This is a genomic window from Actinomadura vinacea, assembly GCF_039532545.1.
GTDB lineage: Bacteria > Actinomycetota > Actinomycetes > Streptosporangiales > Streptosporangiaceae > Spirillospora > Spirillospora vinacea.
In genome coordinates, this window is sequence record NZ_BAAARW010000024.1 from 130,212 (window position 1) to 142,416 (window position 12,205).

9 protein-coding genes are annotated in these 12,205 nt (G+C 74.0%); 6 read left to right on the forward strand and 3 right to left on the reverse strand.

From position 1 onward, the window contains the following. Positions 1–8: 8 nt before the first annotated feature. Positions 9–2,915, reverse strand: coding sequence for a hypothetical protein (locus tag ABD340_RS31975; protein ID WP_344594044.1), 2,907 nt, complete (start codon positions 2,913–2,915; stop codon positions 9–11). A 220-nt stretch (positions 2,916–3,135) separates the two neighbouring features. Here ABD340_RS31975 and ABD340_RS31980 point away from each other — a divergent pair, with 220 nt between their 5' ends. After that, the gene (locus tag ABD340_RS31980) at positions 3,136–4,107 is read left to right on the forward strand and encodes an EamA family transporter (RefSeq protein WP_344594045.1); all 972 of its coding nucleotides are present in this window, start codon (positions 3,136–3,138) and stop codon (positions 4,105–4,107) included. A gap of 15 nt (positions 4,108–4,122) precedes the next feature. Here ABD340_RS31980 and ABD340_RS31985 read toward each other — a convergent pair whose 3' ends face one another. Next, entirely contained in the window at positions 4,123–4,881 is a 759-nt protein-coding gene (locus ABD340_RS31985; RefSeq protein ID WP_344594046.1) for an ABC transporter permease, read from the reverse strand. A 55-nt stretch (positions 4,882–4,936) separates the two neighbouring features. Continuing rightward, the gene (locus ABD340_RS31990; RefSeq protein WP_344594048.1) at positions 4,937–5,893 is read right to left on the reverse strand and encodes an ATP-binding cassette domain-containing protein; all 957 of its coding nucleotides are present in this window, start codon (positions 5,891–5,893) and stop codon (positions 4,937–4,939) included. Between the two features lie 93 nt (positions 5,894–5,986). On the opposite strand from ABD340_RS31990, the gene ABD340_RS31995 reads away from it, so the two are divergent. The 5 genes from ABD340_RS31995 (at position 5,987) to ABD340_RS32015 (ending at position 12,155) form a co-directional block, all read left to right on the forward strand. Continuing rightward, positions 5,987–6,709 carry a TetR/AcrR family transcriptional regulator gene (locus ABD340_RS31995; RefSeq protein ID WP_344594050.1) on the forward strand — a complete coding sequence of 241 codons (723 nt, stop codon included), beginning with the start codon at positions 5,987–5,989 and terminating at the stop codon, positions 6,707–6,709. Positions 6,710–6,764: 55 nt separating this feature from the next. Next, positions 6,765–8,159: a vWA domain-containing protein gene (locus ABD340_RS32000; protein ID WP_344594051.1), complete on the forward strand. Its 1,395-nt coding sequence runs from the start codon at positions 6,765–6,767 to the stop codon at positions 8,157–8,159. Positions 8,160–8,187: 28 nt separating this feature from the next. Further along, on the forward strand, positions 8,188–9,231 hold the full coding sequence (locus ABD340_RS32005) for an ARPP-1 family domain-containing protein (RefSeq protein ID WP_344594053.1): 1,044 nt from the start codon (positions 8,188–8,190) through the stop codon (positions 9,229–9,231). 336 nt (positions 9,232–9,567) lie between these two features. Continuing rightward, positions 9,568–10,764 (forward strand): LLM class flavin-dependent oxidoreductase, encoded by a 1,197-nt coding sequence (locus ABD340_RS32010; protein WP_344594055.1) that lies wholly within the window; start codon positions 9,568–9,570, stop codon positions 10,762–10,764. Positions 10,765–10,862: 98 nt separating this feature from the next. Next, on the forward strand, positions 10,863–12,155 hold the full coding sequence (locus ABD340_RS32015) for a cytochrome P450 (protein WP_344594056.1): 1,293 nt from the start codon (positions 10,863–10,865) through the stop codon (positions 12,153–12,155). Positions 12,156–12,205: the final 50 nt, after the last annotated feature.

A 12,205-nucleotide genomic window follows, 5' to 3' on the forward strand; every position in this document is an offset into this window, starting at 1 on the left:
GCTGTGCTTCATGAGAGTTGGGCGGCCACGCCCTCGAAGTCGCCGGCGGTCAGCGAGAGCATCGCCGCGTTCCCGATCGCCTGCGTCGCCTCCGCGCGGCCCAGGTGCCGGGTCGCGGCGCGGTCCAGGTAGGCCTCGATCAGCCGTGCCCCGGTCAGCCGGCCCAGCGGCCGCAGCACCGCCAGATCCCGGTCCACCGCCTGCCACGCGCCGGCGTCCAGCCGCAGCTGCCGCTCCTCGGCGAGAAGCTCCAGCAGCGCGTGCCGCGCCCGGGGCTCGGAGAGATCGGGCAGCCGCACCGCGCGCAGGTCGGTCACCAGCTCCGGCGAGGCCGCCGACAGCTCCCCGACCCGCTCGGGCTCGCAGGTGCCCAGCAGCGCGGTGTCGCTGACGCCCTCCAGCCGTGCCCGGTAAAGCGTCGAGGCGAACCCGGCGCCCTGCGGATGGTCCAGGATCAGCGTCTCCAGGCCTTCCAGCAGCAGCACGTGCCCGGCGTGCTCGTCCAGCGCCGCGCGCAGCCCGTCGGGGCCCCGGTCGCGCAGCTCGTCGGCATGCATGCCGCGCACCTCGCCGCTGGAGACCTCCACCTCCGCCAACGCCCGCGCGACCATGCGCGCCAGCCGGCGCTGCCCCGACGACGGCCCGCCGATCAGCAGCAGCGCCGGGACCGACGCGCTGGACACCTCCTGCCCGCGCAGCCGCTGCGCCCACTTGCCCCGGCGCCGCACCTCGGTCACCACGCGCTCGATGTCGTCGCCGCCGCACAGGAACCTGATCCCGTACGCCTCGGCCACCTGCGGGCTGGGCCCCGGATCGGGCGCGGCCGGGACGGGCGGCGGCGGCTCGGGCACCGGCGCGGGCGGCGGGGGCAGCGACGGCTCGGCCACCGCCGCGGCCGGGCCCGGCGAGACCGCCGCCGGGTCCAGTTGCGTCGCCAGCGGGTCGGGGTCCATGTGCGTCACCGTCGGATCGGACGGCCAGACCGGCTCGCTCCCGCCCGCCGCACCGCCAGGACTTGCCGCATCGTCGGCGGACGGCCACACCGGCGCCGTGGGCGGGGCCGGTGGCATCACCGGAGGCGGTGGCGGAACCGGCGGCCCCTGCAGCACCTGGTGGGGCTGGGGCCGCGGTTCGGCCCCCTCGGGCAGGGGCGGCGGCGGTGGCGGCGGGATCCGCGGCGGGGCCGACGGCCCGAACGCCCCGCCCGGCTCGTGTCCCGGCACGCCCGGCGCGCCCGGAACGCCGGGGCCGGCGTTGAACGCGTCCTGGCCGGGCACCCCCGGAACTCCTGGGACACCGTGCGCCGGCTGCCCCTGATCCGGGCCCGGCGCGCCGCCGTCCAGCATCCCCTGCGGCGGTGGCGCGGGCGCGGCCGCCGGGGGAGGGGACGGCATCCCGGCACCGCCGGACGCACCCGGCGGCCCCGGGGCCGGAGCGGGCGCCACCGGCTCGTCGGGCTGCGCCGGCGAGGGCGCCTGCGCATCCCGCTCGGAGGCCAGATGCGCCCGCGCCGCCTTGATGATGTCCCACGCGCTCAGCTCGTCGGTGGACGGCGGGGTGTGCATCGCCGGGCTGGTCAGCTCCGCCGCGATCGCCTGCGGCAGCGCGAACCCCGTCGACGGCGGCGGCACCTGCGCCAGCCTGCACCAGGTCAGCCCCAGCGTGTAGGTGGTGGCCAGCAGCCCGGCCAGCGCGTCGGCGTCGCCGGTGCGCAGCGGCTCGGGCAGCCTGCCCTCGCGCGGCCACAGATCCCGCAGCGGATGCGCGGCGTCGGTCAGCACCGCCTGCAACGTGCGGGCGCTGTCGGGATCCAGCCAGCGCTGCAGCGCCGGGACCGCGTTCGGCGCGCCCTGCAGGTCGGCCGCCAGCACCGCCACCCCGGCCCGGCGCACCTCGTCGTGCGGCCGCCCGCCGGTGGCCTGCCGCGCCCCGGTCAGGCCCGCCACCATCTGCTGCAGGTCGTACAGGGCCAGGCGGAGGTACTCGCCGGGCGCGGCGTCGCGGACCATCGGCGTGGCGTACTCGGCCGGGCAGCGTCGCCGCCACTCCTGCAGCACCGCCGCCGGGCCGTAACGGGCGGTGGCGATGTCCTGCTGCACCAGCCGCAGCGACGCCGCCGTCACCGCCGCCAGCGCGTCGGCGCCCGGCCGGAACCGCGCGTCGCCCTGCAAGCCCGCCGCGACCTCGTACATGACCCGGGCGATGTGCGCCGCGCCGCCGCCGTCGCCGGCCAGCAGCCGGTTGATGTAGTAGCCGGCGAGCGTGCTGAAGTCGGGCGGCATCATCCAGTGCAGCCGCTCGGCCGGGGTGGTCAGGAACGGGATGAACGACTCGATCAGCGGATGCTCGATCAGCACCACCGGCGACCCCGCGCACCACAGCAGCGCGCCCCAGGCGGCCGCGACCGTGCTGGGCGTGCCCGGCTGGAACATCGGGTCCTGCTGGGCGAACTGCGCCGGGTTCACCGCCCACGCCGTCGTCAGCGCCTGCTGGATGCGCGCCACCACCGCCGTCTCGGGCACCGGGCCCAGGAACCCCAGCGAGGCGACCCGCCCCGCCTCCAGGTCCGGCCCGGTGGGGAACATCTGCGGCGGTACCGGGGGCGTGCCCGCCCCGCGCGGCGCCGGGACGACGGCGGACCGGTCGGCGGGATCGGCCGGGGGAGGGCAGGGATGCCAGTTGCCGTCCAGGCCGCACCGGTACCAGCGGCCCCACGCGCCGTACAGCCACCACTCGCTGGCCCCCCACAGCATCCGCGCGACCACCTGCTCCGCGCGCTGCTGAGGCGGGGCGGACCGCCACCACGCCGAGTTCACCAGTTCCCGGACGTTGCCCTCGACCGCGGTGAAAAGATCACCGGTGGCCGTCCCGCCCCCGCTTCCGCCGGGTCCCGCCCCGGCCGCCTGCCAGCTCACCGTGCGAATGGTAGTCCTTAACCGCCCCCGGCCCGGCATCGATACGGCAACACACCGCGCCCTTCGCGGAGCCTTCCGCCGCGCCCGCCCCTGGGGCCTTCCGCGTGGTCGCCGAGAGATCCCGGACGCTCGCCGAAACGGCCCGCCCATCGACCTGTAATGAGCGTTATGCCAAGATGCTCCTGAATAGGGGGACCCCTTCATGCGGCGGAGGACGGGTATGGACCAGGCGGCGCGCACCAGGGCCACCGGGCTGGGCTTCGCGGTGATCTCCTCGATCTGCTTCGGCGCCTCGGGCCCGTTCGGCAAGGCCCTCATCAACGCGGGGATGAGCCCCCTGCAGGCGGTCTGGCTGCGCATCGCCGGCGCCGCCCTGGTGCTGGTGCCGCTGGTGCTCCTGCTGCGCGGCCCGGCCGCCGTCCGCGCCCTGCGCCCCCACCTGCCCAGGCTCACGATGTACGGGCTGGCCGGCGTCGCCGGCTGCCAGGCCTTCTACTTCGTCGCCGCCTCCCGGCTGCCGGTCGGCATCGCGATCCTGCTGGAGTTCACCGGGCCGGTCATGGTGCTGGCCTGGCTGCGGCTGGTGCGGCGCACCCCCGTGCACCGCACCGCCGCGCTGGGCGTCGCCGTCGCGGTCACCGGCCTGGCGATGGTCGTGCAGGTCTGGGACGGCCTGCGGCTGGACGCCCTGGGCCTGGCCGCCGGGCTCGGCGCCGCCGCCTGCCAGGCCGCCTACTTCCTCATCATCGACCGGCTCACCGGCGACGTCGACCCGCTCGCCATGACCGCCGTCGGGAGCGTGGTCGGCGCCGCCGCGCTCACCCTCCTGGCCGCGCCCTGGGCACTGCCCTGGAACGTGCTACCCGACGCCGTCGCCGTCGGCGGCCACACCGCGCCCGGGTGGGCACTGGCCGCCTGGATCATCCTGGTCAGCACCGTCGCCGCCTACCTCACCGGCGTCGCCGGCGTGCAGCGCCTGTCGGCCCAGGTCGCCGGCGCCATCTGCTACACCGAGGCGGTCGCGGCCACGCTCATCGCCTGGGCCGCGCTCGGCGAACGGCTCACGCTCGTCCAGACCGCGGGCGGGGTCGTGGTGCTCACCGGGGCGTTCATCGCCCAGCGCGCGGTCATCGACCGCGCCCCCGACCTCGCGCCCCCGCAGGCACCCGCCCCCGCCCTCACACCCCGCTGACCCCGGGCGCGCCGTTCAGGCGTTCTCGCGACGGAACCGCAGGGCGCCAAGGGCGAGCGACGCCGCCACCAGCACCAGCGTCACCGCCGCGCCCCGCAGTACCGCCCCGCCGGCGTAGTCGCCGGTGAACGCCGCGCGGACCGCGTCCACCACGTACCGGAACGGGGTCGCCCGCGACACCGCGTCCAGCCAGCCCGGCGCCATCGTCATCGGCAGCAGCATCCCCGACAGCAGCATCAGCGGAAGCGTCAACGTCGACAGCAGCGGCGCGAACGCGTCCTCGCTGCGCGTCATCATCGCCAGCACGTACGACAGCGCGGCGACGCCGACCGACAGCAGCACCACCAACGCCAGCCCGATCAGCAGGCCGCCCACCGGTGCCCGCAGCCCCAGCGCCAGCCCGGCCGCCAGCAGCATCGCGGCCTGCACCGCCAGCACGAGCGTGTCGCGCATGACCCGGCCCAGCAGCAGCGCCGTCCGGCTGACCGGGGTGACCCGCAGCCGCTCCACCACGCCCGAGCGCAGGTCGGCGATCAGCCCGAATCCCACGAAGCCCGCGCCGAACAGGGCCAGTTGGACCAGGATGCCGGGAACCAGCACCTGCCAGGCGTCGCCGCCGAAGCCGCGGACCTCCGTCATCCGGGTCAGCAGCGGTCCGAAGAACACCATGTACAGCAGCGGCTGCAGCAGGCCGAAGACGATCGTCACCGTGCTGCGCAGCGTCTGCCGCAGGTACCGGCGGAAGATCAGCAGTGAGTCGCGTATGACGCGCATGGGAACCTCCTGGACGAAGTGACTGAGAAATGGGGCCCGGGGGAGCGGGGCCGGGTCAGGCTGCGGGCTCGTCGCGCAGCGAGCGGCCGGTGACGGTGAGGAACACGTCGTCGAGCGTGGGACGCGCCAGGCGCATCGAGGCCACCTCCACCCCCGCCGCGTCCAGCGCCCGCACCAGTTCCATGAGTGCCTTGTCGCCGTCCTCGACGGTCAGCCGGAGCAGCGGCCCCGCCGCCCGCGCCTCGCGGACCTCCGTCCGGTCCGCCAGCACCTGGCGGGCGCGGACCGCCTCGGCCTCGCCCCCGGCCGGCTCGAAGGTGATCACGTCGCCGGAGACGCGGCGCTTCAGTTCGGCCGGCGTCCCCTCGGCGACGATGCGGCCGTGGTCGATGATGAGGATGCGGTCGCACAGGGCGTCGGCCTCGTCCAGGTAGTGCGTGGTGAGGAAGACGGTGGTGCCGTCCTCGCCGCGCATCCGCTGGATGTGGTCCCACAGGTTGCCGCGGCTCTGCGGGTCCAGGCCCGTGGTCGGCTCGTCCAGGAACAGCAGTGGCGGACGGTGCACCAGCCCCAGAGCGATGTCCAGCCGGCGGCGCTGCCCGCCCGACAGCGAGCCCGCCGGCCGCCGCTCCAGCCCCTCCAGGTCCAGGCGGGCGCACAGGTCGGCGATGCGCCCGGCCGCGCCGGGCACCCCGTACAGGTCGGCCTGCAGCCGCAGCTCCTCACCGGCCGGGACGGTGGGGTCGGTGCCCCCGGACTGCCCGACATAGCCGATGCGGCGGCGCACGCCCGCCGGGTCGGCGCGCAGGTCCCGCCCCGCCACGGTGGCCGTCCCGGCGGTGGGCGCCAGCAGCGTGGTCAGCATCCGCAGCGTCGTGCTCTTGCCCGCCCCGTTGGGGCCCAGGAACCCCACGATCTCGCCCTGCCCGACGTCCAGGTCGACGCCGCGCACCGCCTCGACGGTGCCGTGCTTGGTGGTGAACGTGCGGGCCAGCCCGCGTGCCTCGATCACAGCAGCCTCCTTCTCGGATGGCCGTTAGAGTAACCACAAAGTTTAAGTGACTCCAAATTTCGAGTGGCTCCAGGCTCGGCTAGAATTCCTCCCATGACGGAGCGGGCCATCGACCGAGACGGGGTACGGGACAGCGGACCGGGTCGTGAGCTGGGACTGCGCGAGCGCAAGAAGCAGGAGACCAGGCGCCGCATCTCCGACATCGCCACCGGACTGTTCCTGATGCGCGGCTTCGACAACGTCACCATCGCCGACGTCGCCCGCACCGCCGACGTTTCGGTCAACACGGTCTTCAACTACTTCAAGACCAAGGAAGACCTGTTCTTCGACCGGCAGGAGGAGATCTCCGAGCAGGCCGCCCGCGCCTTCCAGGAACGGCGTCCCGGCGAGTCCGCCGCGGCGCTGTTCCGCCGCGAGTTCCTGGAGGGCCTGGACCGCAACGCCCACCAGACCGCCTTCCACGAAGGCGCCGAGACCTGGGCCAAGACCGTCATGGACAGCCCCGCCCTCACCGCCCGGCAGCGCGAGATCGGCCAGCGCGCCCAGGACGAGCTGGCCGGGCGGCTGGCCGAGGAGACCGGCGCCGGACCCGACGACCTGGCCCCGCGCATGGCCGCCGCGATGATCTTCTCCGCGCAGACCACCCTCATCAACGAGATCGTCGGGCGCAAACTGGCCGGGCAGAGCCTGCAGGAGATGCGCGCGGAGGTGTACGCCGCCGTCGACCGCGTCTACGACCTGCTGGAACACGGCATCGGCGACTACGCGGTCAAGCCCGGCCGCCCCGGCGAGGAAGACGCGCCCGGCGAAAAATGAGTGTCGGGGCACTCGCCGCGATTCCTAGACTCCATGATTGCGGAGGCGAACAATCATGGACACCCCCACGCTCCTCACCCATCTGGAGACGCGCACCCCGCCCCTGACGCTGCCCCGGGGCGGCACCCTGCGCTGGGACGACGCGGACTTCCACCGCGCCGCCTACACCGACGACCCCGAGGGCTACGCACTGCTCGGCCTGGCCCCCGGCGTGCGGTCCTGGCAGCGCGCGCGGGTACTGCTGCAGATCCTGGCCGCCTCCCAGGCCGGCCTGGACGACACCACCCGCGCCACCCTGGCCAAGACCGCCCGCGTGCTCACCCTCGCGCTTCCTCCCGCGCAGGTCATCACCGTCCTGCTCGCGCTGCGGCGGCTGCGCGCCAACCACAAGCACACCACCCGGACCGCACTGCGTTTCGTCCTGGAGCACCCCCACGCCGACGCCCTCATCGCCGCCCGCCGCCCCGCCCTGCTCGACTGCTTCGAACACGCCCTCGGCAAGGCCACCGCCCGCGGCTGCGCCCGCCGCATCGCCGACGGCGACACCGGCTCGGACTACCTCCAGCGCCGCCTCCTGCGCTTCCTCACCGCACCGCACGCCGCCCTGCCCCGTGTCACCGCGCTGTACGAGGCGGCCGACGCGGCGACGGACGAGCCGGCGCCGCAGGAGGCCTCCGCACCGCCGGGCGCCGCGGGCAACGGCGACGCCGCCGGCGCCGTCCCCAGCGGGCCGTACGAGCCCCCGCTGACCATCGACGCCGTCCGCGAACGCCCGCAGACCGTCACAGCCACCAACCGCGGCGACATCGCGGCCACCCTCGTCCACCTCTACCGCGGAGGCCCCGCCGAGGACCTGTACGTGGCGCTGGGCGGCTACATCGGCGCCGTCGCAGGCGCCTTCCCCCGCTTCGAGGGCACGCTCGCGCTGGTCCTGGACGCCTCGGCGTCCATGCGCGGCTACGGCGACCGGGAATGGGCGGTCCTGTCGCAGGCCGCCGCGCTGCGCATGGTCCTTTCGGAGGTCTGCGCCCGCCTGGAGGTCATCGAGGTCGGCGGCGACGAGCGCGTCCCGCGCGGCCCCACCGACCTGGCCATGGGCGTCCTGGACGCCCTGGGCACCGACCCCGACCTGGTCGCCGTCATCTCCGACGGCTACGAGAACCTCTTCCCCGGCGACCTGGCCCGCGTTGTGGCCACCCTGCCCCGCGCCGGCATCACCACCCCCGTGGTGTTCTGCCACGCCATGTTCACCGGCAGCGACGACCTCACGCTTCGCCGCCCCGCCCCAGCACTGCCGGAACGCGGCTTCTGGCACCAGGACGACTTCGCCGAACTGCTGCCCTGGATGTTCGGGCACTGCGCGGCCGGCGAACCCTGGCTGCGCGCCGCCCTGCGCGCCCGCCTGGACCTGCTCGACCACCGCGCCGCCGGCCTTGCCCGGGCCGCCTGAGCCCGCCCCAGAGGAGAGGGACACCCCGATGAGCGACGTCACCACGCTCGACACCCTCGTGCCGGGCCCGCTCAGCCTGGCCGGGCACCGCCTGGGCACGCCCCAGCGCGCCGGCGCCCTCACCATGGTCCCCATCAGCGGTCCGGCCTACCCCGGTATCGTCCCGCCCCGCACCGGCCTCAAGCTCACCCGCGTCGCCGGATACGGCCGCGTCGAACTGCGCAACGGCGCCGAGCAGGGTGTGGCGATCGTCCCGCTGCACATGGGCCACGTCCAGGACGCCGCGCAGAACCACGCCCTGTGCCGCTCGGCGTTCCTGGCCGCCGGGCAGACGCTGATGTTCGAGGACGCCTGCTGCGTCCAGCAGAGCCAGGGCGGCTACCTCGCCGAACGCGACCAGTGGTTCTTCATCCTCCCGCTGGAACTGCGCGCCCGCGCCCTGGAACTGCGCGGCGTGCCCGACTACGCCAAGCTCTGGGACGACATCGCCGCGCTCAACCGCCGCTACGGCCTGCCCCGCCGCGGCCACCTCGAGCAGATCCTTTCGCGGCGCCGGGCAGTCCTCACCCAGTTCCAGAGCCGCCTGGAACTGCAGCCCGGCCAGCTGGGCGCGCTGTTCTTCGTCGACGGGCGCTTCGCCGGCCTCGAACTGGCCCCCGACCCGCGCTACTTCGCCGAGATCTGGACGCCCCTGGTCTCCTTCGCCTACGGCGTCGCCGCCTGGTACGCCCACCCCGGCGCCGGCAGCGGCGCGGACGCCTCCGGCGGGCGGCGGCCCGAGCAGGACGGGCGGTCCGAGCCGTTCGAGCCGTCCGAGCCGTCCGAGCCGTTCGAGGCGTTCGAGGCGCGCGACCTGCGCGAGCTGCGCGCCGCCCTCGACCACGACCGCGCCGCCCGGATCGCCGAGATCGCCGACTGGCTCGCCGCCACCCCCACCGGCCCGGTCCGCACCGTCGAGGAGGAGCGCTACCTGAGCCTGCGGCTGTCGACCGTCACCGGACCGCATCTGGCCGGGCAGATCGTCACCGACGGCGACCGCGCCGTCTACGCCTCCCTGTTCGCCCACGCCTGAAAAGGGGCCGGCCCAGAGAAAAGGGGTTGCCTCAGGGCAGGTCGGACCACTTCAATCGAAGCTGCGCGGGAACTGTGCCGGGCACGTCAGGAAGACACCTGATGCCAGATCAGGCACGTCGTGCTCGAACACGAACCTGATCCTGACGAAGCGCCGGCCGCCCGTCCCGCCCCTTCCCCCGACGCGGCACACGGCACCGGCTCAGCGGCCGCGGCCGGGCTCCGGGGAAGGCGGCACCCGAGCCGGGCCCGGCCTCCCCCTCCCTATGGCGCTCCTGTGGTAGGCACGTGTAGAACGTGTTCTAGTTCACCGTTCCCTTCCGGACAGGGGCCACTGATGCGCACTCCCATCCCCGGCGGACCGCGGCGCTTCGGCGTCTTCCTCGCCCCGTTCCATCCCTGCGGGCAGAACCCCACCCTCGCGCTCGAACGCGATCTGGACCTGCTGGTCCACCTGGACCGGCTGGGCTTCGACGAGGCCTGGATCGGCGAGCACCACTCCGCCGGCCACGAGATCATCGCCTCCCCGGAGGTGTTCATCGCCGTCGCCGCCGAACGCACCCGCCACCTGCGGCTGGGCACCGGGGTCTCGTCCCTGCCCTACCACCAGCCGCTCATGCTCGCCGACCGGATGGTGCTGCTGTCCCACCTCACCCGCGGCCGCGTCATGCTCGGCGCCGGCCCGGGCGCGCTGCCCTCCGACGCCTACATGATGGGCATCGAGGTCGCCCACCAGCGCGACATGATGGAGGAGGCACTGGAGGCCATCCTGGCGCTGCTGCGCGGGCATGAGCCCGTCACCCGCAAGACCGACTGGTTCGAACTGCGCGACGCCCGCCTCCAGATGCGCCCCTACGGCGGCGACCTGGAGGTGGCGGTCGCCGCGATGGTCTCGCCCTCCGGCCCGCGCGCCGCCGGACGCTACGGCTGCGGCCTGCTCTCCCTCGGCGCCACCCAGACCGCGGGGTTCGACGCGCTCGGCTACCACTGGGGCGTAATGGAAGAGCGCGCCGCCAAATACGGCAACACCGCCGAGCGCCGCGACTGGCGCCTGGTCGGCCCCATGCACCTGGCCGAGACGCGCGAGCAGGCCGCCCGCGACGTGGCCTTCGGCCTGGCCGACTGGGTCGCCTACTTCCAGAAGGTCGCCGCGCTGCCCATCGCCCCCGACGCCGACGACCCCGACACCCTGGTGGAGGCCGTCAACGCCACCGGCATGGGCGTCATCGGCACGCCCGACGACGCGATCGCGCAGATCCAGCGGCTGGCCGACCAGTCCGGCGGGTTCGGCGCCTACCTGCTGATGGCCCACGACTGGGCCGACACCGAACCCACCCGCCGCTCCTACGAACTGTTCTCCCGCTACGTCGCCCCCGTCTTCCAGGGCACCGCCGAACCCCTGGCCGCCAGCCGCGACTGGGCCGCCGACAACCGCGAGACCTTCATCGGCGCCACCACGCAGGCGATCATGACCAAGGTCCAGGAGCAGGAACAGGAGCGCCAGCGCGACCGGCAGGACGACGCCACCGGGTGAGCGCCGGTGTGTGCCGGCTCACAGGAACGCCGCGGGCATTGACTGTAACCGGGCACTTATCCAAAGCTGGGGGGTACGGAACGACGGAAGGTGACGCGGTGGTGGCCATCCAGCGGGGGAGCGCGCTAGGCGACGGCATCGACCTGAACGACCTGCGCTTCTGGCAGCGTCCGCTGGACGAGCGCGCCGCCGCGTTCGCCCGGCTGCGCGCCGAGCCCGCTCCGCGCTTCTACCCCGACCCGCCCGTGCCCTTCACCAAGCGCGGCCCGGGCTACTGGGCCCTGGTCCGGCACGCCGACGTCATGGAGGCCAGCCGCAACCCGCAGATCTTCAGCAGCGAGCCCAACGCCACCAGCGTCATCGATTCCCCCAGCTGGCTGCAGCGCTACGTCGACTCGATGATCAACATGGACGATCCGCGGCACGCCAAGATCCGCCGGATCGTGTCCCGGGCGTTCAGCCCCAAGATGCTCGCCAAGACCGAGAACGACGTGCAGGCCCGCGCCACCCGGATCGTCGACGAGCTGATCGCCTCCGGTCCCGGCGACTTCGTGGCCAAGGCCGCCGTCCGGCTGCCCGTCGAGATCATCTGCGACATGCTCGGCATCCCCGACGACCTCTACCCGCGCGTGCTGCGGCTGACCAACATCGTGCTGGGCAACTCCGACGCCGAGTACACCGGCATCACGCCCGAGATGGGCCGCCTGCGCACCGGCCTGGGCCTGGCCAAGGTCGCGCTTGCCGGCCGCGACCTGCACCGGCTCGCCGCCAGGCTGGGCCGCGAACGGGTCGCCGCGCCCACCGGCGACCTCACCTCGGCGCTGGTCAACGCCAACGTCGACGGCGAGAAGCTCACCACCAAGGAGTTCGGCACCTTCTTCCTGCTGCTGGTGGTGGCCGGCAACGAGACCACCCGCACCGCGATCGCGCACGGGCTCAAACTGTTCACCGACAACCCCGGCCAGCGCGAACTGCTCATGGAGGACTTCGACGGCCGCATCGCCGGCGCCGTCGAGGAGATCGTCCGGATGTCCACTCCCGTCATCTGCTTCCGCCGCAACCTCACCCGCGACCACGAGATGAACGGCCACACCTACCGCGAAGGCGACAAGGTCATGCTGTTCTACAACTCGGCCAACCGCGACGAGAGCGTCTTCGACGACCCCGACGCCTTCGACATCACCCGCTCGCCCAACCCCCACGTCGGTTTCGGCGGCCCCGGCCCGCACTTCTGCCTGGGCGCCAACCTGGCCCGCCGCGAGATCACCGTGATGTTCCGGGAACTGTTCACCCGGCTGCCCGACCTGCGCGCCGAGGGCGAGCCCGACCGCCTGACCTCCAACTTCATCAACGGCTATAAGCGGCTGCCCTGCACCTTCACCGCCCCCTGACCGCGGGCGGCCCGGCGCGGACACCTACGATGTCCGTGCGTGCCGGCGCC